At 42.3% G+C, this 22631-nt stretch carries 24 protein-coding genes and 2 tRNA genes; 14 read left to right on the top strand and 12 right to left on the bottom strand.

All coding sequences use genetic code 11. The features are described 5' to 3' along the window. Positions 1-115 precede the first annotated feature (115 nt). From folP to DK423_RS06365, 4 genes are all read left to right on the top strand, one after another. Positions 116-943 carry a dihydropteroate synthase gene (folP, locus tag DK423_RS06380; protein ID WP_061886887.1) on the top strand — a complete coding sequence of 276 codons (828 nt, stop codon included), beginning with the start codon at positions 116-118 and terminating at the stop codon, positions 941-943. A 31-nt stretch (positions 944-974) separates the two neighbouring features. Beyond that, on the top strand, positions 975-2312 hold the full coding sequence (glmM, locus tag DK423_RS06375) for a phosphoglucosamine mutase (RefSeq protein WP_005555688.1): 1338 nt from the start codon (positions 975-977) through the stop codon (positions 2310-2312). 12 nt (positions 2313-2324) lie between these two features. After that, positions 2325-2792 (top strand): phosphohistidine phosphatase SixA, encoded by a 468-nt coding sequence (gene sixA, locus DK423_RS06370; protein ID WP_032996501.1) that lies wholly within the window; start codon positions 2325-2327, stop codon positions 2790-2792. A gap of 222 nt (positions 2793-3014) precedes the next feature. After that, a complete protein-coding gene (locus tag DK423_RS06365) occupies positions 3015-3560 on the top strand; it encodes a hypothetical protein (protein WP_061885883.1) in 546 nt (181 codons plus the stop codon). Positions 3561-3581: 21 nt separating this feature from the next. On the opposite strand, the gene minC is transcribed toward DK423_RS06365, so the two are convergent. Continuing rightward, on the bottom strand, positions 3582-4244 hold the full coding sequence (gene minC / locus DK423_RS06360) for a septum site-determining protein MinC (protein ID WP_005555681.1): 663 nt from the start codon (positions 4242-4244) through the stop codon (positions 3582-3584). Between the two features lie 83 nt (positions 4245-4327). On the opposite strand from minC, the gene DK423_RS06355 reads away from it, so the two are divergent. Further along, a complete protein-coding gene (locus tag DK423_RS06355; protein WP_032995628.1) occupies positions 4328-4579 on the top strand; it encodes a YcgL domain-containing protein in 252 nt (83 codons plus the stop codon). A 392-nt stretch (positions 4580-4971) separates the two neighbouring features. Here the strand turns inward: DK423_RS06355 and DK423_RS06350 are convergent, their stop codons facing one another. The 6 genes from DK423_RS06350 to DK423_RS06325 all read right to left on the bottom strand — a co-directional run bounded on the left by DK423_RS06350 (position 4972) and on the right by DK423_RS06325 (position 9738). Beyond that, positions 4972-5481: an NlpC/P60 family protein gene (locus tag DK423_RS06350; RefSeq protein WP_005555678.1), complete on the bottom strand. Its 510-nt coding sequence runs from the start codon at positions 5479-5481 to the stop codon at positions 4972-4974. Positions 5482-5649: 168 nt separating this feature from the next. Beyond that, entirely contained in the window at positions 5650-6504 is an 855-nt protein-coding gene (kdsA, locus tag DK423_RS06345) for a 3-deoxy-8-phosphooctulonate synthase (protein WP_005555676.1), read from the bottom strand. A 9-nt stretch (positions 6505-6513) separates the two neighbouring features. Continuing rightward, a complete protein-coding gene (gene prmC, locus DK423_RS06340; protein WP_005555674.1) occupies positions 6514-7413 on the bottom strand; it encodes a peptide chain release factor N(5)-glutamine methyltransferase in 900 nt (299 codons plus the stop codon). Positions 7414-7456: 43 nt separating this feature from the next. Beyond that, positions 7457-8539, bottom strand: a complete 1083-nt coding sequence (gene prfA / locus DK423_RS06335) for a peptide chain release factor 1 (protein WP_061886665.1) — start codon at positions 8537-8539, stop codon at positions 7457-7459. Positions 8540-8677: 138 nt separating this feature from the next. Next, on the bottom strand, positions 8678-9133 hold the full coding sequence (locus tag DK423_RS06330) for an outer membrane lipoprotein (RefSeq protein ID WP_005555670.1): 456 nt from the start codon (positions 9131-9133) through the stop codon (positions 8678-8680). A 41-nt stretch (positions 9134-9174) separates the two neighbouring features. After that, complete coding sequence (locus tag DK423_RS06325) at positions 9175-9738, bottom strand: VOC family protein (RefSeq protein ID WP_005555668.1); 564 nt, start codon at positions 9736-9738, stop codon at positions 9175-9177. 120 nt (positions 9739-9858) lie between these two features. On the opposite strand from DK423_RS06325, the gene argS reads away from it, so the two are divergent. Continuing rightward, positions 9859-11592, top strand: a complete 1734-nt coding sequence (argS, locus tag DK423_RS06320; protein ID WP_061886666.1) for an arginine--tRNA ligase — start codon at positions 9859-9861, stop codon at positions 11590-11592. Positions 11593-11957: 365 nt separating this feature from the next. Here the strand turns inward: argS and DK423_RS06315 are convergent, their stop codons facing one another. Further along, a complete protein-coding gene (locus DK423_RS06315; protein WP_005555664.1) occupies positions 11958-13394 on the bottom strand; it encodes a YdgA family protein in 1437 nt (478 codons plus the stop codon). A gap of 277 nt (positions 13395-13671) precedes the next feature. Here DK423_RS06315 and dnaK point away from each other — a divergent pair, with 277 nt between their 5' ends. The 5 genes from dnaK to DK423_RS06285 all read left to right on the top strand — a co-directional run bounded on the left by dnaK (position 13672) and on the right by DK423_RS06285 (position 18199). Then, positions 13672-15576: a molecular chaperone DnaK gene (dnaK, locus tag DK423_RS06310; protein ID WP_005577601.1), complete on the top strand. Its 1905-nt coding sequence runs from the start codon at positions 13672-13674 to the stop codon at positions 15574-15576. Between the two features lie 9 nt (positions 15577-15585). After that, positions 15586-15900 carry a hypothetical protein gene (locus DK423_RS06305; RefSeq protein ID WP_032996497.1) on the top strand — a complete coding sequence of 105 codons (315 nt, stop codon included), beginning with the start codon at positions 15586-15588 and terminating at the stop codon, positions 15898-15900. Positions 15901-16396: 496 nt separating this feature from the next. Continuing rightward, positions 16397-17536 carry a molecular chaperone DnaJ gene (dnaJ, locus tag DK423_RS06295; RefSeq protein ID WP_061886667.1) on the top strand — a complete coding sequence of 380 codons (1140 nt, stop codon included), beginning with the start codon at positions 16397-16399 and terminating at the stop codon, positions 17534-17536. A gap of 146 nt (positions 17537-17682) precedes the next feature. Next, positions 17683-17916, top strand: a complete 234-nt coding sequence (locus DK423_RS06290) for a hypothetical protein (protein WP_005555659.1) — start codon at positions 17683-17685, stop codon at positions 17914-17916. After that, complete coding sequence (locus tag DK423_RS06285; RefSeq protein WP_032996495.1) at positions 17909-18199, top strand: type II toxin-antitoxin system RelE/ParE family toxin; 291 nt, start codon at positions 17909-17911, stop codon at positions 18197-18199. Before DK423_RS06290 ends, DK423_RS06285 begins: the two co-directional genes overlap by 8 nt. A gap of 74 nt (positions 18200-18273) precedes the next feature. Here the strand turns inward: DK423_RS06285 and DK423_RS06280 are convergent, their stop codons facing one another. The 4 genes from DK423_RS06280 to metC all read right to left on the bottom strand — a co-directional run bounded on the left by DK423_RS06280 (position 18274) and on the right by metC (position 21480). Beyond that, positions 18274-18621 (bottom strand): type II toxin-antitoxin system PemK/MazF family toxin, encoded by a 348-nt coding sequence (locus tag DK423_RS06280; protein ID WP_032996494.1) that lies wholly within the window; start codon positions 18619-18621, stop codon positions 18274-18276. Next, on the bottom strand, positions 18621-18878 hold the full coding sequence (locus DK423_RS06275; RefSeq protein ID WP_005555654.1) for an AbrB/MazE/SpoVT family DNA-binding domain-containing protein: 258 nt from the start codon (positions 18876-18878) through the stop codon (positions 18621-18623). Before DK423_RS06275 ends, DK423_RS06280 begins: the two co-directional genes overlap by 1 nt. Positions 18879-19023: 145 nt before the next feature. Beyond that, positions 19024-20076: a porin gene (locus DK423_RS06270; protein WP_005555652.1), complete on the bottom strand. Its 1053-nt coding sequence runs from the start codon at positions 20074-20076 to the stop codon at positions 19024-19026. A 213-nt stretch (positions 20077-20289) separates the two neighbouring features. Next, positions 20290-21480: a cystathionine beta-lyase gene (gene metC, locus DK423_RS06265; protein WP_005555651.1), complete on the bottom strand. Its 1191-nt coding sequence runs from the start codon at positions 21478-21480 to the stop codon at positions 20290-20292. Between the two features lie 255 nt (positions 21481-21735). Between metC and pgsA the strand changes: the two genes are divergently transcribed. From pgsA to DK423_RS06250, 3 genes are all read left to right on the top strand, one after another. Continuing rightward, positions 21736-22293 (top strand): CDP-diacylglycerol--glycerol-3-phosphate 3-phosphatidyltransferase, encoded by a 558-nt coding sequence (pgsA, locus tag DK423_RS06260; RefSeq protein ID WP_005555649.1) that lies wholly within the window; start codon positions 21736-21738, stop codon positions 22291-22293. A gap of 161 nt (positions 22294-22454) precedes the next feature. Beyond that, positions 22455-22530: transfer RNA gene (locus DK423_RS06255), tRNA-Gly, on the top strand. A gap of 1 nt (position 22531) precedes the next feature. Beyond that, a tRNA-Leu gene (locus DK423_RS06250) sits at positions 22532-22618 on the top strand. Positions 22619-22631: the final 13 nt, after the last annotated feature.

Here is a 22631-nt window from a genome sequence, read left to right as displayed (position 1 = left end):
CTCGCATCATGCTTAGGATTATTTTGGCAAGGTTGAGAAACTCCGCTATAATGCACCGCACTTTTACGCATAGGTTTGCGTATCATTTTTGCATAGATAAGCAAGTGAGTTCCTCATGAAACCAACCGCCAACAATAAAGTTTTAGACCTTTCTACTCCCCAAATTATGGGGATTCTTAATTTCACCCCCGATTCGTTTTCCGATAGCGGCAAGTTTTTTCAGTTGGATAAAGCGTTAGCGCAAGTGGAAAAGATGCTACAACTGGGCGCATCGATTATTGACATCGGCGGCGAATCCACCCGACCGATGGCGGATGAAGTTACCCTGGAAGAGGAATTACAACGTGTTGTGCCTTTGGTTGCGGCGGTACGTCAACGATTCGATTGCTGGATTTCAGTGGATACGTCAAAAGCACAGGTCATGCGTGAAGCGGCAAACGCGGGTATGGACTTGATTAACGATATTCGTGCATTGCAAGAACCGCACGCACTGGAAACCGCTGCGCAACTGGCACTGCCGGTGTGCATTATGCATATGCAGGGACAACCCCGCACTATGCAGTTAGCCCCGCAATATGATGATGTGGTTGCCGACGTTTTAAAATTTATGCAACAACGTACGGAACAATGTCTGGCAGCAGGAATCAAACAAGATAACATCATTTGGGATCCGGGCTTCGGGTTTGGCAAAAGTGTGCAACATAATTATCGCTTACTGCAACAACTCCGGGTTTTCTGCCGGCAGGGTTATCCTGTACTGGCGGGTATATCCCGTAAATCAATGATTGGTGCGGTGCTGGATAAACCGGTGGAACAACGAACCGTCGGCAGTGTCAGCGCCGCTTTAATTGCCGCGATGAATGGTGCCTGTATTTTGCGCGTACATGATGTCGGCGAAACTGCCGATGCGTTAAAAATTTGGCAGACAACCCTAAACAGTTAAATAACGTATTTAAAAAAAGAAGGAATTAAACATGGCTGAACGTAAATATTTCGGCACCGACGGGGTGCGTGGGAAAGTGGGATCTCATCCGATTACCCCTGATTTTGTGTTAAAACTCGGTTGGGCTGCGGGCAAAGTGCTAGCAAATCATGGCTCCCGCGTGGTGCTAATCGGTAAAGATACCCGTATTTCCGGTTATATGCTGGAATCCGCGCTTGAAGCAGGTTTGGCGGCTGCCGGTTTGTCTGCCGCTTTTACCGGACCAATGCCGACCCCGGCAGTGGCTTATTTAACCCGTACTTTCCGTGCCGAAGCGGGTATTGTGATTTCTGCCTCACATAACCCATATTACGATAACGGAATCAAATTTTTCTCCATCCAAGGGACAAAATTGCCTGATGATGTGGAAGAAGAAATCGAAGCCATGTTAGAGCAATCGATGGATTGCGTGGAATCCGCCGAATTGGGGCGTGCCAGCCGAATTAAAGATGCGGCGGGTCGTTATATCGAATTTTGTAAAAGCACATTCCCGGCGCATTTGAGTCTGGAAGGCTATAAGATCGTGGTGGATTGTGCCAACGGTGCGACTTACCATATTGCGCCGAATGTCATGCGCGAACTGGGCGCGGAAATCATTGAAATCGGGACACATCCGAACGGCATGAACATCAATGAAAAATGCGGCGCAACCGACATCGCGGCGTTACAAGCTAAAGTGGTAGAAACTAATGCGGATGTCGGCTTGGCGTATGATGGCGACGGCGACCGCCTAATTATGGTGGACCACCTTGGCAATAAAGTCGATGGCGACCAAGCCTTATTTATTATTGCCCGTGAAGCCTTGCGTGAAGGTCGTTTGCAAGGCGGTGTGGTCGGCACATTAATGAGTAACATGAGCCTTGAATTGGCGTTAAAACAATTAGCGATTCCATTTGTGCGTGCCAATGTGGGCGATCGTTATGTATTGGAAAAAATGCAGGAACGCGGTTGGAGCTTAGGCGGGGAAAACTCCGGTCATATTATCATTGCCGATCGCAACACTACCGGGGATGGCATTATTGCTTCTCTTGCCGTATTGGCTGCGATGGCAAAACATCGTTTGTCCCTTAATGAATTGGCGGGTGCGGTGAAATTATTCCCGCAAGTGCTAATCAATGTACGTTTTGCCGGCGGTGAAAATCCGTTGGAAAGTGATGCGGTGAAAACGGTTGCTGCCGATGTGGAAAAACGGTTGGCGGGCAAAGGGCGAATTTTGTTGCGTAAATCAGGTACCGAGCCGCTTATCCGTATCATGGTAGAATGTGAAGATGGCACTTTGGCACAGCAATGTGCAGAAGAAATTGCAGCAGCAGTAAAAGAAGCCAACTAGGGTTTAATGGTCATGCGTTTATTTGTTATGCGTCACGGCGAAGCAGAATTGATGGTGAATTCCGATAAGGAACGCCGTCTTAATGCGCGCGGTAAGGAACAATCCACTTTGCAAGGAACTTGGTTAAAATCCACCGCACTTGACTTGGATAAAGTGTTGGTCAGCCCTTATGCCCGCGCGTTGGAGACCTTTAATCAAATTAATGAAGTTTATGAACAAAAGCTAACCGAAAAACTGGAAATTTGGGATGGTATCACGCCTTACGGTGACTCCGGCGTGGTGAGCGATTATCTCTCCGTGTTAGCTGAAGACGGTGTGGAAAATGTGTTAATCATTTCTCATTTGCCTTTAGTTGGCGACATTGTGAAAGAAATGTGCGGTCGAAATCCCGCGAGTTTTTACCCGGCGACTGTTGCGGAAATTTATCTCGATGGTAAGCGCGCCGAGGTCATCGGAATTAAATATTTGGGTAAATTTTGACCTATATTAAGTTTTTTGTAAATTTTATTTTGCTTCGAAATTAAAATCTAAAAAACGATATATTTCATCTTGTTGTGACTTTTTATTAATTGTACTTTGCTATTTTTAGGCAAGTTTTAACAAAAAATACTTGCCTTTGTAAATTTTTGTTACACACTATAGGTGTCTTACATAACAACATTGTAAGGCGTTTATCTTTCAATTGTTAATTTAGGAGTAACGATGAAAAAATCAGTATTAGCCGCATTAGTGTTAGGCGTAACTTTAAGTGTAACCGGTTGTGATGACAGCAAAACTTCACCACAAGCCGAACAGGCGAAAACAAGTGTCTCCGAGGCTAAGGATGCTGTAGTAAACGCCGCAAATGATGTTAAGGATGCTACAGTTGAAGCTGCCAAAGATGCGCAAAACATGGCAGCCGATAAAATGGCCGAAGTGAAAGATGTCGTATCTGAAAAAATAGATGCCATGGCAACGCAGGCCAGTGAAATGAAAGATGCCGCGGTTGAAGCAGCCAAAGATGCAAAAGATGCAGCGGCAGATAAAATGGCTGAAGTGAAAGATGCCATATCTGAAAAAATGGATGCCATGGCAACACAGGTCAATGAAATGAAAGATGTAGCAGCTGAAACAGTCAAAGATGCAAAAGACGCAGCGGCAGATAAAATGGCTGAAATGAAAGACGCCGTATCTGAAAAAATGGATGCCACGGCAACGCAAGCTGATGAAATGAAAGACGCCGTAAAAAGCGAAACTGAAAGCAAATAAAAAAGCAGACTAAGCTGCTTTTTAAAACGGGGTAAAAACTAATTTATCCTTTTCCGCAAAAATCCTGACTGAACGATATAAAAATTCAGTTGGGATTTTTTCTTTGTACAGAAAACGGCTATTTACCGCCACGAATTCGGCATCTAAATATTGTGTATAAATAGATCCCGAACTGCTGTTGACGCCCGCCATAGCGCGTCCTAATAATTCGCCGTAAATGTGAATATTGCCGTCTGCCGCCACTTCGGCGCCATGTTCCACATCACCGTGAATGATCAAATCGCTGTTTTTGGCGTAGATCACCTGTTTATCAATCACGTTGTGGGCGATGACTTTCGTCGGTTGATAGCGCGGTTCGGGAAGAATTTCGGACAGGTTATCAATGTTGCCGAGAATCGGTAAATCGGCGCTGAGTATTAATTCCCTTTGCAGATGGTTTTGCCAGTTGGCTACACCGATAACATGAATTTTATATTCGGCAAGTAATTCCTTCAATGCAATTAAATTAACTGTTTCCAACATCGGATTGAATTGTAAAATCACTTCAATATTCTGAAACAAAGACGGTGCGTTTTTGGCTTTTTTTGCCAGCGCACGTTTGATCGCCGTTAAGCTTGAACTGTTGATACTGATAAATACGGCGGAAAATTGACCTGTTCGTAGTTCGATAATATCTTGAGCCATCACGAAATTCCAAGGAAAAGGGTTTCTAATCATAAAGAATTATTGCAAAATCAGCAACTCGAACCTCATTTTGGAGCAAAATTATGTTATGTGCCATTTATAAAAGTCCTAAGGAAGCGGGTATGTATCTTTATATTGAAAAGCGCAATCAGTTTGATGGTGTACCCGAGGCGCTGCTAAAGATATTTGGAAAACCAATTTTTGTCATGTTGTTTAATCTGGCGGGCGAAAAGCCGCTGGAGAATGCGGACAAAACGGAGGTTCTGCAAAACATCAAGGAAAAAGGCTTTTATTTGCAAACGCCGAAGAAAGATGATTGGCTGTTTAGTCTTTAAAAGTGCTCTGCACCCAAAAACTTGGATAGATAAATAAACCTAATTAAATATCGCTTTCCTGCATTGGCGAGACTAAGCCGAAAATCGGGCACCGTACGGTTGTAAAGGAGTCAATCTCCCGATTGGCTAAGTTCCCATTGGGGAAAGATACAGTTTCTCACTCCCTGCCAAAAACTCAGCTGAGTCTGTGGCTAACTTCTCTTTGAGCTTCTGGTAATCAATTGCGCGTGAGTAAGTTTGGTTAAATATGGCCGTTTTTTCGCTTGTTTACGTCGGTAGATGATAGATGTCTGAATTCGATTGAATAGTGTTTGACCATAAAAATCCGCAGTTTAGTTGGTTGTGGGTATCCGATTGTAGTGCAGAACACTTTTTATTCAATCCAATCAGACTTAAAGAACCCGACGGGATTGGGTATACGTTCTTGCCCAGTAATTGTCTCTTAAGGACTCAATAATCACGCCTCGGCTTGTACTGGAATGCATAAACTGATCGTTGCCGACATATACGCCTACATGATTATTTCTACGGAAAAAAACCAAATCGCCCACTTTCAATTCTTTCTTTTGAATGGCTTTACCGACATAACGCTGTTCGGAAGTCGAACGCGGCAATGTCACGCCAAACGCATCTAAAAAGGTGGTTTGCATAAAGCCGGAGCAATCAATGCCATTTTTTGTAGTGCCACCAAAACGATAACGGGTTCCCGCCCATTCCTGATAAATTTTGGAAAGGCGTTTGTCCATGATGCCGGAATATTGATGGGGTTTGTTGGTTTTTAATTGGGAGGAAATTAATTGATTAAGTTGTTCTTCGTCTTGATCAAGTTGGTATGAAGCCGTGCTGCTTGAACAAGCGGTTAAGACGAGTAAAGGGGTGATAATCAATAATTTTTTGAACATAAATTTAAATGGTTATTTTAAATAAGGTTTTTACAGTTATGGAACCGCGCGGAATAATATCGTAAATTTAAGTAAAAATCCACTTTAATTTAATAAAAATATCGTATTTTTTAGCATATATAGTGCATAAATAGAATTTTATGCACTATATATTGAATGCTCAAAGGATTAATTCGCCGTATCCAATTCAGGGAAAGATTTCACCAAATCATCGACCGCTTTCATTTGGCTCACAAAAGCCTCCAGTTTATCTAACGGTAACGCCGACGGTCCGTCACATTTTGCATTGCTTGGATCCGGATGGGCTTCTAAGAACAGCCCTGCCAATCCCACCGCCAGACCGGAACGGGCAAGTTCGGTCACTTGCGCACGACGTCCGCCGGAAGCCGCACCGAACGGATCGCGACATTGCAATGAATGGGTCACGTCAAAAATCACCGGGCAGCCCTTGGACACATTTTTCATGACGCTGAAACCCAACATATCCACGACTAAATTATCGTAACCAAAATTCGTGCCGCGATCGCACAGAATCACTTTATCATTGCCGCACTCGGCGATTTTTTCCACGATATTGCCCATTTGTCCCGGGCTTAAAAATTGCGGCTTTTTCACATTAATCACCGCACCGGTGCGCGCCATGGCTTCCACCAAATCCGTTTGACGGGCAAGAAATGCCGGCAGCTGAATAATATCCACCACCTCGGCGACAGGCTGACATTGATAAATTTCATGTACATCGGTAATGATTTTTACGCCGAAAGTTTGCTTTAATTCAGCAAAAATCGTCAAGCCCTGCTCCATGCCCGGGCCGCGATAAGAATGAATGGAAGAACGGTTCGCCTTGTCAAAAGAAGCTTTGAACACATAAGGCACGCCCAGTTTTTGCGTCACTTCCACATATTTTTCGCACACGCGCATCGCCATGTCGCGACTTTCCAGCACGTTCATGCCGCCGAATAAAACAAAGGGTTTATCGTTGGCAATTTGAATATCGCCTAATTGAATGAGTTTATTTTGCATACGCCGTCCTTATTTATTTTCAGTTTGCGCCCAACAACCTAATGTCACGCGCTCATTATTTCCGTAATCCCGCAAAGTTTCAACCGCCGACCAAAAATTCTCTTGAAAAATCAACCGCACTTTTTCCCCTTGCTGCCAACCATGTTCTACTAACAAATAGCCGTTTTCCCGCATAAATTTCGGCGCATTGGCGATAATATGGTGTAAATCCGCATAACCTTCTTCCGCCGCAACCAACGCAGACAACGGCTCAAAACGCACATCGCCCTGCGCTAAATGTTCGTCATGAGCATCGATATACGGCGGATTGCTCACGATTAAATCAAATTTCCCCGTGACATTTTCAAACCAACGGCTTTGCATAAAAGCCACCTCCAGCTGATTTTTTGCCCCGTTGGATTTCGCCAACGCCACTACCTCCGGCGTGAGGTCAACGCCAATAATATCCAACGAAACCGCGTGTTTTTGTGCGATAGGTTTTAACGCCGAAGCCAATGCCAAAGCAATAGCACCGGTGCCGGTGCCGAGATCGAGAATGCGAAAACGCTGCGAATTCTGACCGCACTTTTGTAGCTTTTCAATGGCAATCGCCACCGCCTTCTCCACCAATATTTCCGTGTCGGGGCGTGGAATCAACGTTCCTGCCGAAACATTTAACGGCAACGACCAAAATTCTTTTTCACCGAGAATATAAGCGATGGGTTCGCCCTGCAAACGACGGGCTAAAAGTGCAGTCAGTTTTTCCAGCGTTTTTTCATCCAATACGGTTTCGCCGAACGCCAAAATCGTGGCGCGGGATTTTTGCGTCACGAATTGCAATAACACTTGCGCATCGGTTTTGCCGTTTTCCGAGGGATTCGCCTGATTTAATGCTTGCGTGGCTTGTTGCAACCATTGTTGATAGTTCATCTTCGTGATAAAAATGAACGAGCCGTTAAGCTCGTTCTTATGATTAATTCTGCTCGGACAACGCCGCCAACTGATCCGCCTGATATTCGGTGATAATCGGTTGAATCAAATCGTCAATTTTACCGTTCATCACTTCATCCAAGCGGTAAATCGTCAGGTTAATACGGTGATCGGTAACGCGCCCTTGCGGGTAATTGTAAGTGCGGATTTTATCGGAACGATCGCCGGAACCCAATAAATTACGACGGGTGTCCGCTTGCTCCTGCGCCAGTTTTTCCTGTTCCTGTTGTACCAAACGGGAAGCCAGCACCGATAACGCCTTGGCTTTGTTTTTATGTTGTGAACGTTCGTCCTGGCACTCCACCACCATGCCCGTCGGAATATGCGTAATACGCACGGCGGAATCGGTTTTATTGATGTGCTGGCCGCCCGCCCCCGATGCGCGGTAGGTATCAATGCGTAAATCCGCCAGGTTAATTTCCGGCATTTCCGATTCCGGTAATTCTGGCATCACGGCAACCGTGCAGGCGGAGGTGTGAATACGCCCTTGGGATTCGGTTTTCGGAACGCGTTGTACGCGGTGACCACCCGATTCAAATTTTAACTGACCATACACGCCGTCGCCGCTGACCAGCGCGATAATTTCTTTAAATCCGCCCTGCTCGCTTTCGTTTTCACTGAGCACTTCAACGCGCCAACGTTTGGTTTCCGCATAACGGCTGTACATACGGAATAAATCACCGGCAAAAATACCGGCTTCATCGCCACCAGTGCCGGCACGGATTTCAAGATAACAGTTATATTCGTCGTTCGGATCTTTCGGCAATAAAAGAATCTGTAAATGCTGTTCAACCTGTTCAAGCTCCGCTTTGGACTCTTCGATCTCCATTTGCGCCATTTCTTTCATTTCGGGATCGTCCAGCAAAAGCTGCGCTTCTTCCAGATTGGAATTGAGCTGATTCCAGCGGTTAAAACTTTTCACAACATCCTCAAGTTGTGCATATTCTTTGGAATAGGCTCTGAATTTGTCCTGATCGCTAATTACGGAAGCATCACCGAGCAAGGCTTCCAGCTCTTCATAACGTTCTTTTAAGCTATCGAGTTTATTGATAATTGAGGGTTTCATTATTTGACCTTCAGAAGGAAAATTGAAAAGGAAATAAAAAACCGGAGCATTCTAGCACAGAATGAAAATGTTGTTGAAGTTTAGGCAGTAAAAAAGGCTTTCGGATTTCGCCAAAAGCCTTTTAGGAATAGGTAGAACTTAAAGTGCAGAAACGTTCAAACGTGAACCGCCGACGATACGTACCCGTGCACCCGGCACTAAGTTAGGTTCGGCTTTTTGCACTACAACAATTTCTTTTCCGTCATCTTTTTTGATTACCATTTCCAAGGCGCTAACTTGGCTGACTTTTTCTTCAACCTTACTGCCGGTAACTGCACCGGCGATTGCACCAACAGCCGTTGCAAGCGCTCTACCTGTACCACCACCGATTGCAGATCCGGCAATACCGCCAATTGCACCACCACCAATAGTACCAATCACGCCTTGGTTATCCGCCTGAATTTTCACCGGACGGGTTGAAACGATGGTACCATAACTAATAGAACGGGCTTCTTTTGCTTGTCCCGAAGAATACACACTGCCACTATAAATATCTTGGTTAGCACAACCTGCAACGGTTAAGCCCACTAAAACAGCTAATACGATTTTTTTCATAAAATGCTCCTTAAAATTATGAAGTTATTAAATCGGACCTATCATACCGCATTAATGATTTTTTTGATACTATATGGATGAAACTTAATGCAAGTATGGTTATGTGTTTTATCAAAAAAACTCACTGCAACGGATAAATTATCCAGTATTTCACCGCTTGCTTTTGGTTTGCCCGCTTTGACTGTCAGATCTGAAAATTGGTTCCGTAAAAACGATTTTTTTATGCGTGCAACCCATTCATTCGCTGTTTCATTCGCCCGAAACGGCACAACCACCTCAATATGTTCCCAGGTTTCTCGCGGATAATGCTTATTTTTCGGCAGCGGCAACTCCACTACATCTACCCATTGCCCGGCAAAACGTATAGGCTCATCAAGCAAAATAAGATAAATCACACGCCCGTTCACCACGTTATCACTTAACACCGAACCTTGCTTTAACAATAACGCCAGCCATGTTTGCGCCGTTTGTTCGGTATTGACGCGCAAAGAAAGGTGGTCAATTTCATATTCCGACAAATTTAAATCAAGCCGCTGCGCCAAGGCATGAATTTTTTGTTCAAAATCTTCAAAATCGGTGAAAAGTGCGGTCTGTTTTTCAAACATTTTATGCGGAGAACGAAACGATATAATTTTCCTTTTTGGCTTTTCTGAAATCTTAAAGAGCGGTATTATACTCAGCTATTTTTATCAGCCCAACTTATTTAAAAAGTTTAAGGTTTAACCGTGAATATTCAATCTATTTTATCCGAAAAAATCAAACAGGCGATGCTTGCTGCCGGCGCCGATGCACAATGTGAAGCATTGGTTCGCCAATCGGGCAAAGTGCAATTCGGCGATTATCAAGCAAACGGCATTATGCCTGCCGCCAAAAAATTAGGCGTAAACCCGCGTGAATTTGCACAACTGGTGTTAGCGAAAGCCGAATTGCAAGATATTGCGGAAAAAACCGAAATTGCCGGCCCTGGGTTTATTAATATTTTTCTGAAAGACGGTTGGTTAGCGGAAAATATCGGCAACGCTGTGAAAGATCCGAAATTAGGCATTCACCATCAGGATAAACAAACGGTGGTGGTGGACTACTCTTCTCCCAACGTTGCCAAAGAAATGCATGTAGGGCATTTACGTTCCACCATCATCGGCGACGCTGTGGTGCGTACGTTAGAATTTTTAGGCAATCACGTTATCCGCGCTAACCATGTAGGCGATTGGGGTACACAATTTGGCATGCTCATTGCCTATTTGGAAAAAATGGAAAACGAGCACGCCTCTGAAATGGAACTCTGCGATTTGGAAGCCTTTTATCGTGCAGCGAAGAAACATTATGACGAAGATCCGATATTTGCCGAGAAAGCCCGCAATTATGTGGTGAAACTGCAAAGCGGCGATGAATATTGCCGTACCATGTGGCAAAAGCTGGTAAAAATCACTATGCAACAAAATCAACACAATTACGATCGTTTAAATGTGACCTTAACCGAAAAAGATGTCATGGGTGAAAGCCTGTATAACCCAATGCTGCCGGGCATTGTAGAAGATCTTAAAAAACAAGGTCTCGCCGTAGAAGACGATGGCGCGTGGGTGGTTTATTTAGATGAATTTAAAAATAAAGACGGTGGCCCGATGGGCGTTATCGTGCAGAAAAAAGACGGCGGTTTTCTTTATACCACCACCGATATTGCCGCCGCCAAATATCGCTATGAAACCTTAAAAGCCAACCGTGCATTGGTATTCTCCGATACCCGCCAAAGCCAACACATGCAACAGGCATGGCTGATTACCCGCAAAGCCGGTTATGTGCCGGACAGCTTTCAACTGGAACATAAAAATTTCGGCATGATGCTCGGCAAAGACGGCAAGCCATTCAAAACCCGCAGCGGCGACACCGTAAAATTGGCGGATTTATTGGACGAAGCTATTGAGCGTGCCGACGTATTAATATCGCAAAAATCCACCGCACTTTCCGAGCAGGAAAAAGCCGATGTGATTGAAGCGGTAGGTATCGGTTCGGTGAAATACGCGGATTTATCCAAAAACCGTACCACCGACTATGTGTTCGATTGGGACAATATGCTAAGCTTTGAAGGCAATACCGCGCCTTATATGCAATACGCTTACACTCGCATTCGTTCTATCTTTAACCGCAGCCAAATCAACCCCGGCGAGGTAGAACAGGCGCCATTAACCCTAACGGATGAAAAAGAACGCGTGTTGGCAATCAAATTACTGCAATTTGAAGAAGCCATTCAACTCGTGGCAAAAGACGGTGTGCCACACGTTCTTTGTGCCTATTTATATGAATTGGCAGGCGTGTTCTCCTCTTTCTACGAACACTGCCCGATTCTCAATAGCGAAGACCAACAGGTAAAACTCAACCGCTTAAAACTGGCGTTATTAACAGAAAGAACCTTAAAACAAGGATTAGATTTACTGGGCATTAAAACCGTCGAGAAAATGTAGTTTCATCCAATTCAAAAAGATCCCGTTCGTTCAGCACGGGATTTTTATTTTCGGAACTTGAATAAGCTATCCGGATGGAAAAAAATCGGATAAAAAAAGTGCCTCACAGGAGGCACTACTCGGAAAGCAAAATATGTTTGGCTATTTATATAGCACTTGTTTTTGTTGCGGCTAAGGATACCCAATTAATGACTATAAGGCAAACCATTATTGCGAATAAATGTGACATAACCTACTGTTTTACAAAAAATTTACCTTAACTAAAGTTCGCTTTACAAATGAAAAGTGCGGTCATAAAAAATAATGTTTTTTATGACCGCACTTTAATTAAATTAATGAATTTTCGGTTCTTGTCCGACGAGAAATTAATGTCCCATTGACATCGCGGCTAAGAATAATATAGAAGCCACTTGTTCTTCCGGAATCACCTGACCATTTAATTTCAGCTGACCTTTTTCCAATACAAGATCCAATTTTACTTGTTTACCGTCTTCGACCAATACACCTTGCAGAACACCGTTTTTAACACCTTCATTCACTTGTGTGGCTGCCATTTTCATTGCTTGCTCTTTATCCGGGCTTTTTAATTGCAGTGCGTTCGCCACTTCTTCGATTAAAGCATCTTTGTTCGCATCCACTTTGAAAATAAAGTGATTAAACAGGTTAAAAATTTTTCCTTTGCTAATAGAATTTTCAAAATTGGAACTTGCAATAGAAATATCTAAATTTGAGACAAGTTTCCCAGCCTGATTAGTTAATGCCGGACTAAATATAAATTGCGGTTGCGTATCAAAGAATTTCTTTGCTGCCTGTAATTTGGCTTCGGCAAATTCTTCTTGTTGCGGCTTTTTCGCCGCCTCGGTGTAAACCTGAACTAATTGATTGAAAGTTTCACCGTCAACATGGTTAAAAGCAGAATCAATAGTCAAATCACCAAAGCTGATACCACGAATAGTCATGCCGTTAAATGCAATTTTCACACCGAAATCCAGAAATTGGTCTTTTCTAACCGTATCGAAATCAATTTTCCAGTTTTGAAATTCGACATTATTGGTTTTACCTTCGGCATCTGTGCCGTTAATTTTAATTACGCCCCCGGACAAAAATTTTTTACCCATAGGAATATATTCCCACTCCGGAATACGCCGGTAATCCACGTCGATTTTCACATCATTCAACTCAATGGAATCTTTACTATCCGACTTGCTATACACCAGTTTGGCACGATCTAAATCCAGTTTATTAATGCCTTCGCGTACAAAGCCGAATTTCACATCAAAACCGTTAGCCGCTAATGTACCGTCCTTCATTGATGCCTCAAAAGGTACCAGCTCCACCTTGGATGAACCGCTTTGGTTATAGCCGACGGAGGTCGTCAACATAACCGGCGTTTTACCTTTCGTGGCATCAAACCAAGGCGTTGTGGTTTCGTTTTTGGTTATGAAATCTACACTGGAGAACATACTTGGCATGAAGTTAAAGTGGGAAAGTTGATTTAACGGCAACGGACCATGGTATAAAGTGCCTTCAAACGGCAATGTCCAGGTTTTACCGGGATTATCAAGCTCGGCAACCAGAATTTTATATTTGGTTTTAGAGCTGAATAAGCCGCGTTCAAAAGAAACATTATCAAATCGAATATCTAAGCCTAAAGAATAGGCGGATTTGTTAAGATCTTTATTGGCAATATCCACTTGACGGGCAAATTCTGTTTCTGCCACTTTACCCGTGTACCAAGCACCACCCGTCCAAGTCGTTCCTAACGCCACAACCACACCTAAAGCTAACGCTGATTTTTTCATACAATGTGTCCTTTTATGATAAGCAATAATAATGAATCCGGCTAATCTAACATAAATAAAAAAGGGATCAATTCATTCACAAAACAAAAATGAAAAAAATTTCATTTTCCCTTGAAGTTCATATTTTTAACCTTATTCTACGAAAACGAAAAGGAAATCGACCGCACTTTTCCTCTGTCAAAAATTTTTAAAAATATGACTTGAAATGCGGAAAAGCATCCACATCTTACAACTTGTAAATTATTACACAGAATTAAATTTCACTAGGAGAAAACAAATGGGAAAAATTATTGGTATTGACTTAGGTACAACCAACTCTTGCGTTGCCGTCATGGAAGGTGAAAAACCTCGCGTTATCGAAAACGCGGAAGGCGATCGTACCACTCCGTCAATCATTGCTTATACAAATGACAACGAAACTTTAGTCGGCCAACCGGCAAAACGCCAAGCGGTGACCAACCCGAAAAACACCTTATTCGCCATCAAACGTTTAATCGGTCGCCGTTTTGAAGATGAAGAAGTAAAACGCGATATCGACATTATGCCGTTTGCCATTACTAAAGCAGACAACGGCGATGCGTGGGTTGAAGTGAAAGGCGACAAATTAGCGCCTCCGCAAATTTCTGCCGAAGTATTGAAAAAAATGAAAAAAGCCGCCGAAGATTATTTAGGCGAGCCGGTTACCGAAGCAGTTATTACCGTGCCGGCATACTTTAACGACGCGCAACGTCAAGCGACCAAAGACGCAGGTCGTATCGCGGGCTTAGATGTTAAACGTATCATCAACGAACCGACTGCTGCGGCATTAGCTTATGGCTTAGACAAAGGCACCGGCAACAAAACTATCGCGGTATACGACTTAGGTGGCGGTACATTCGACTTATCTATCATCGAAATCGATGAAGTGGGCGGCGAAAAAACTTTTGAAGTATTAGCAACCAACGGTGATACACACTTAGGTGGTGAAGACTTTGATAACCGTATCATTAACTATTTAGTGGATGAGTTCAAAAAAGAACAAGGCATCGACCTACGCAACGACCCGCTTGCAATGCAACGTTTAAAAGAGGCGGCAGAAAAAGCCAAAATCGAGCTTTCTTCCGCCCAACAAACCGATGTAAATCTTCCTTACATCACAGCGGATGCAACCGGCCCTAAACACTTAAACATCAAATTGACTCGTGCAAAATTAGAGTCTTTGGTTGAAGATTTAGTGGCTAAATCCCTTGAACCTGTACGCATTGCATTAAAAGATGCGGGTAAATCCCCGTCTGAAATCGATGATGTGATTTTAGTCGGCGGTCAAACCCGTATGCCACTTGTTCAACAAGAAGTAGAAAAATTCTTTGGCAAAGCACCACGTAAAGACGTGAACCCGGATGAAGCGGTCGCCATCGGTGCGGCAGTACAAGGTGGTGTGTTAGCCGGTGATGTGAAAGACGTATTATTGTTAGACGTCACCCCATTATCATTGGGTATCGAAACCATGGGCGGCGTAATGACCACCTTAATCGAGAAAAACACTACGATTCCGACCAAGAAATCACAAGTATTCTCAACAGCGGAAGATAATCAAAGTGCAGTAACCATTCATGTGTTACAAGGTGAACGGAAACAAGCGTCAGCCAACAAATCGTTAGGTCAATTCAACCTTGAAGGCATCAACCCTGCTCCACGCGGTATGCCGCAAATTGAAGTGACTTTCGACATCGACGCAGATGGTATTATCCACGTTTCTGCGAAAGATAAAGGCACAGGTAAAGAACAACAAATCACCATTAAAGCCTCTTCCGGTTTAAGCGATGAAGAAATTCAACAAATGGTACGCGACGCTGAAGCAAATGCCGAATCTGACCGTAAATTTGAAGAATTAGTACAAGCCCGCAATCAAGCGGATCACTTAATTCACAGCACACGCAAACAATTGGACGAAGCCGGTGAACAAGTTCCTGCCGCAGATCGCGGCGCCATCGAAAGCGCATTAAGCGACTTGGAAAAAGCGGCGAAAGGCGAAGATAAAGCTGTTATCGAAGCGAAAATCAAAGCATTAGCCGAAGTTGCACAAAAACTTGCACAAACCGCTCAACCACAAGGCGAACCACAGCAACAAGCGCAAGGCAACAGCAAACCAAACGACGATGTTGTTGATGCAGAGTTTGAAGAAGTAAAAGATAATAAATAAGGATATTTCATGGCAAGGCATTATGTAAAAGACTTCTCGATTAGTAGGAGCAAAAATGGTGAGCATGAGTATGTTGTCGTTGAGATAAAAACAGAAATAGCAAAAAAATACAAATATGCAATTTTTAAAGATACTAGACAACCCACTTTAGAATGGATAGAAAAATTATTAGATAAAGGTCTATCTTTTGCAAAGCAGAAAAAATCTAAAATTGAAATTAGCGAATACTTAGAAAGAAGTTATGTTCTCTTTGAATTTTCTAAAGAAGCAATTGAAGATTTAGGATATGTTAGCACTCAATTTACTGCTGTAAAAGTGGAATAATTAAAACTAAATTAGGGCGTGGAAACACGCCCTTTTGGTGTACTTATCGATAGTCATCCTAGGGTAACTAGTTACCCTAGGTTACGCATAATTCAGCCCCTTTGGGGCTGGAAAAAATAAGAAAAGTGCGGTTAAATTTTCGTTTGTTTTGTGGGAGACTGGGTTTACCCTTATCCCTACGATAAATATAAAAAACATCTTAATTTTTGACCGCACTTTAAATCTCCCCCCTACCCCCTCTTTACAAAAGAGGGGAAAATGATTAGCAAAAATCATTCGGAGAAAGAATAAAACGGGTTCCCTTCTTTTCCGCCTTTGTGAAATTGAATTTGTAGAAAATTTTCGTCTGTTTGAGCCACAAAGTGGCGAGTTCAGAAAATTTCCGTTAAGCAAATTCAATAGAACAAAGGGAATAAGGAAAAGCAGGGTCGCCTTTCTTTTGGTTACTTTTCTTTGGCAAAGCAAAGAAAAGTAACATAAAAAAACGGAAAACCTAATGGCAAAACAAGACTACTACGAACTCCTCGGCATCTCCCGATCCGCCGATGAAAAAGAAATCAAACGCGCTTATAAAAAGCTCGCGATGCAGTATCACCCTGACAGAACCAAGGGCGATAAAGAGAAAGAAGAAAAATTCAAAGAAATTCAAGAAGCCTATGAAGTGCTAAACGATAAAGAAAAACGTGCTGCCTATGATCAATATGGGCACGCGGCGTTTGAACAAGGCGGTGGCTTTGGTGGTGGCTTTGGTGGTGGCGGTTTTGGCGGCGCGGATTTCGGCGATATTTTCGGCGATATGTTCGGGGATATTTTCGGTGGCGGCGGACGTGGGCGCCAACGCGTTGTGCGTGGTGACGATTTACGTTACGACATTGAAATCACACTGGAAGAAGCTGTAAAAGGCACCACAAAAGACATTAAAATCCATACTTTAGCGCCATGTGACACTTGTCACGGCACCGGTGCTGAAGCCGGTTCTAAGATAGAAACCTGTCCGCACTGCCATGGCGCCGGTCGTTTACGTCGTCAACAAGGCTTCTTTGTCACCGAACAACCTTGCCATTTCTGTCATGGCACCGGCAAAAAAATTGACAAACCATGTAAAGCCTGTCATGGCGACGGCAGAGCTAATAAAGCGAAAAATCTTTCCATCAAAATCCCAGCAGGAGTGGACACAGGCAATCAATTACGTCTTTCCGGTGAAGGCGCAGCAGGTGAAAACGGCGCGCCGGCAGGCGATTTGTATGTTGTGATTCACGTTAAAGAACACCATATTTTTGAACGTGACGGCAGTAACCTCTATTGTGAAGTACCGATCAGTTTTACCATGGCTGCCCTTGGTGGAGAAATTGAAGTGCCGACACTGGATGGTCGCGTGAAGTTAAAAATCCCGGAAGAAACCCAAACCGGAAAATTATTCCGTATGCGCGGAAAAGGCGTCACGTCAACCCGAAGCGGCTACGCGGGGGATTTAACTTGCCGAATTATTGTAGAAACCCCGGTTAAATTAAACGAGGAGCAAAAAGAATTATTACGTAAACTGGAGGAAAGCCTGGAAGGACAAACCAAGCAACGTCCGAAATCCTCCAGCTTCTTAGATAGTGTAAAACGTTTCTTTGATGACTTAACAAAGTAAATAAACCTTATAATGCAGGTTTAAAAGCAAAAAAGTGCGGTAGAAATTTTTGGTGTTTTTACCGCGCTTTTTTCTATAGTTTGATGAGCCTGTCTTGGTTTGTTAGAATGCCTTTCGTATGTTTAATAAAATATTGAGGGAAAAATATGTTAACACTTTCAGCCCAACAAATTGAACGCTTAAACGCCTTAATGACGCTTGGCGGTTTTCAATCAGAAAATGAGCTATTCAATGAAATGCTGGCAAATTTTGAATATCAGCAACAATTACGAGAATTAAGAAAATCAATTCATGCAGGATTGAACAGCGGAGAATTTGAAGAAGTTAAAAATATCCCGGCATTTTTCACATCATTAAAAGATAGTGCTAATCATGGTTAGGAAATTATACATTTCGCCTCTGGCAAGAAAAGATTTAGAAAGTATATTTCACTATGGCATGACGGAGTTTGGGTATAAAAGTACGGTACTTTTTTTAGATAAATTTGAGAAGGCGTTTTCACAGTTATGCGATTTTGATCTTGGTTTGCCTTGTGATTATGTGCTCCCCAATTTATATCGTTATGTTGTCGAACGTTATGTTGTATTCTACTTTCGTACTACTGAAGAGATTAAAATTATTCGTATCTTACATGGATCGCAAGACGTAAAAAATAAATTTTAAGACAGTATAGCAAAAAAGTGCGGTAGAAATTTTTGGTGTTTCTACCGCACTTTTTATTCGCATTATCTTCGCCCTCAATCATTAACGATTGCCGTGATAATATCTTGGACTTCCTGCACTAACTCAATGGGTGCAGTTTCCACTTTCTTAATCGCTCGATTACGCCAATCTAATATTCTGGATTGATTGGCTACAACACCGCCTAATGTATCCAAACCATATCCCATTAAACTTACATAAAAGCCACCTTTTCTAGAAATTGAGGCTTCACCTTGCGTGATCGGGCAGACTAAAATTAATCCATATTGATTAAAGCGCTTGGGACTAATGACTAAAACAGGTCCCTGCTCCCCCTGAATTTCATTACCAACAACCGGATTTAAACAAATTCTTACAATATCGCCACGTCCAGGAATATACATTAAATTAATTCCTCACCGACAATAGGAAAATCGTCCCAATCATTTAAAACCTGATAGTTTTCATTTTGTAAATGTTCATCTAGGGTTAATCGTTTCTTGGGGCTGTTTTTAGGAATAACCGTTAAAATAAATTTATTATCCACTTGGTTTAATTCTAAAAAGTCACCCGTATCAAGATTTAGTGTATGAATAAAATCTTTCGGTAAGCGAATTGCTTTGCTATTTCCCCATTGTTTAATTTCTAGTCTTGTATTCATTGCCTCACCTCAATGTATCATTTTGTGATACATTTTAGCCTAATAAGAATAAAAATCAAGCATAGCACAAAGGTGCTCCTCTTTTCCTAATAAGCAAAAAAAAGACCGACTTAAAGTCGGTCTTTTCAATGAGGTTTAACTCAAATTAGAAGAATACACGCAAACCTGCGCCGTAGATGTTTTCATTTTCACGAATTTTATTATTTTTATCAGTTGCACGAATATATGACACATAAGGGATTACATGTTTATTAAATTCATAATCAACATTCACAATATAGTGATTTTCAATATGGCTTGGCGCTGCTGAAGTTTGTTTTGCACTCTTTCTTTCCCATTGTAAACCAAAGGTTGTTGGAATACCTGTAAGTTCATTCAAGTCATACTTGCCTTCTAAGAAAATATAACGAGTTTTAACGGCTTCTACACCTTTAGTTTTAGAATGATATTGTCCATATGCTGCGCCTAACTTCAATGCGTCAAGCTGATAGTGAGTTGCAAGCAACCACTTGTGTTCTTTACGGTTGGTTGATGAGCTTGCTGGCGTATCATATTGATCAACTGCATAAGTAGCACCAAAATCAATTTTATGATTTTCTGCAAAATCATAATTGTAAAAAGCCGCTACACCATAACCATTTTTGTAGCGATTCGTATTAGCTGTTCCTTTATACTTCTCTGCATTACCAAATAAGTAATCCACACCAAAACTAAACCCATTAAAATCTGCAGAACGGAATTTAACAGATTTGTCAGAACGAGTGGTCAAGTCACTTAAATCGCCTGAACCATAATAGAGGCTGTCACCCAAAACATCATCTGCATTAGTAGACTGACGACCAAAACTTAACTCACCCACATCTTTGAAGCCTAAACCAACAAATAATTTACGAGTTGTCGGATCACCAAAATTATTACTTGCGTTTTGCTTGTTTTTACGAGCTTCTCTTTCGAAACGAAGCTCATAACTAACAAACGCAGATAAACCGTTATCTAACTCTTGAGATGCTTTAATTTTAATACGGGAACCATCATTTACAAGGTCACCACGTTGATTTTTACCTAACTTGCCTAAGAAGATACGCATTGAACCACCAAGCTCAACTTTCGTACCATCCTGATTATAAACTTTTACAGCACTTGCCGTGCCGGTTGCCGCTAATGCAGCGATTGCTAATGCGATTACTGTCTTTTTCATAATCTTCATTCCTTTTCAGAAATCATTTGTTATAGGGTAAAAATTGAACTCTTCACTTGATGATGAAGAGTTCAAGCTACTTCCTTTTTGAAGCTTCGCAATCTTGGCAAAGAAAAATAATAGTGTCAATCAGAAGTTCACTTTTTTGTTTCAATTTTCTGATACAGATCACATTTTACATATAAAAATGAAGAAAAAATAATCACAAGTTGATTATTTTAAACGCATAAATCCGGCGCTTAAATCTGCAATTAAATCATCAACATTTTCTAATCCGATATGCAACCGAATTAATGTGCCTTCTAATTTTCTCTGAATATTCGGACGAATTTTTGCAATCTCTTCCGGTTGGTTATAAAGAATGAGCGATTCAAAACCGCCCCAAGAATATGCCATGGTAAATAATTGGAAATGATTCATAAAAATCTCCAATTGTTGTTGCGTAAATTTTTGTTTTAATTCAAAAGAAAATAAACCACTGGCACCGAGAAAATCCCGTTTAAAAAATTCATGCCCCGGACAGCTCGGTAGTGCCGGATGATAAACTGCCTTAACTTCCGGTTGTTGCGTCAACCATCGTGCTATTTTTATGCTGCTTTCTTCGTGTTGCTTCAAGCGAATACCCAATGTGCGTAACCCGCGCGCCGTAATATAAGCGCTATCGGCATCCACCATTTGCCCCATTAAATAGGAATGTTCACGCAGTTGATTCCAACAGCGCGCATTGGATACTGCCGTGCCAATCATAATGTCGGAATGTCCCACCAGATACTTTGTTCCAGCCTGAATAGAAATATCAATATCATGTTCTAACGCTTTAAATAGCACACCGCCCGTCCAAGTGTTATCCATCATGATAACAATTTCCGGATTAACTTCCCGCACTGCTTTCACCATAGCGGGAATATCCGCCACTTCCATGGTGAGCGAGCTTGGTGCTTCAAGGAACAAAACTTTTGTATTCGGTCGAATCAATTGGGCAATTTGACCTCCCATCAACGGATCATAAAAGGTGGTCGTTACCCCTAATTTTTTAAGCACCACATTACAGAAATCCTGCGTCGGTTCATACGCCGCGCCGGTCATCAAGATATGATCGCCGCTTTGCACAAAAGAAAGAATACTGTTAGTCACGGCAGCCGCGCCGCACGGATACAAATAGCAGCCTGCCCCGCCCTCCAATTCACACATCGCATCTTGCAAGGCAAAATGGGTTAAGGTTCCCCGTCTGCCATAAAATAATTCACCCTTGGCGCGATTAATGGTGGCGTGTTTTTTATCCGCTAAAGAATCAAATACTAACGATGAAGCGCGTTGTACTACCGGATTGACGGAACCGTGGGTATAACGTTTTTTTCTGCCGGCATGAACAAATGTGGTGGCTAAAGAGAATTTTTTTGACATGGAGAGATCCTATAAAATCAAAGAATAAAGTGCGGTCACCAAAAATTACATTTTTTGAACGTTGGCATAGCTAACAACTCTGGCAGAGTAAATAAATTATTTTGGTGATTTATACACAAGTTGACAAGCATATTAACGCTAATCCGGTCTGATAACAAAACCCTTTTTGCGACAAAATTTTACGAAATTACCATTTAAAAAAAGCATAATCTGATTTACAATAGCCCCCAACCAATGGCAACCTAAAGCAATCCTATGAAATTTAACATCCCTATTTTTCTGACAATATTTCGGATTATTTTAATTCCTTTCTTCATCATCGCTTTCTACCTCCCCTTTGATTGGTCGCCATTTTTAACTACTCTAATTTTTTTCATCGCCGGTGTGACCGATTGGCTGGACGGCTATTTAGCACGCAAATGGAAACAAACCACCAGCTTCGGCGCATTTTTGGATCCCGTTGCAGATAAAGTCATGGTGGTTGCCGGGCTTGTATTGGTTGTGGAATACAATCACACTTTTTGGATCACATTGCCGGCAATTGTGGTTATTTCCCGCGAAATTATTATCTCCGCGTTGCGTGAATGGATGGCGGAATTAGGCAGTCGTAGCAAAGTTGCAGTATCTTGGCTGGGAAAAGTCAAAACCACATCACAAATGTTGGCGTTAGGCGGATTGTTATGGCGTTATAACTTTGTCATGGAAGTAGCTGCCATTATCCTGCTTTATATTGCTGCGATTTTAACCATTTGGTCAATGTTGCAATATCTCACTGCAGCAAAAGACAGCTTGTTGGAAGACTTCCACAAATAAAGTGCAGTCCTTTTTGAACGTGTTTTAACAAGCTATCGCGCCCATAACTTAAATTTGATTTTTTTTTAAGCAGTTAAATAAATTTTTAAAATTTCCGTTTGACTAACAGAAAGAAATCCGTAAAATGCACCCCGTTATTTGGTGCTGCCACAAATAGTGATGCGGGAATAGCTCAGTTGGTAGAGCACGACCTTGCCAAGGTCGGGGTCGCGAGTTCGAGCCTCGTTTCCCGCTCCAAGCCCGAGTGGTGGAATCGGTAGACACAAGGGATTTAAAATCCCTCGCCTTTCGAGGCGTGCCAGTTCAAGTCTGGCCTCGGGCACCATTTAATAATACCT

It is taken from the genome of Aggregatibacter actinomycetemcomitans (assembly GCF_003130205.1).
GTDB lineage: Bacteria > Pseudomonadota > Gammaproteobacteria > Enterobacterales > Pasteurellaceae > Aggregatibacter > Aggregatibacter actinomycetemcomitans_A.
The sequence above is the reverse complement of the archived record's forward strand: the minus strand, read 5'-3'. Positions and strand labels throughout refer to the sequence as shown.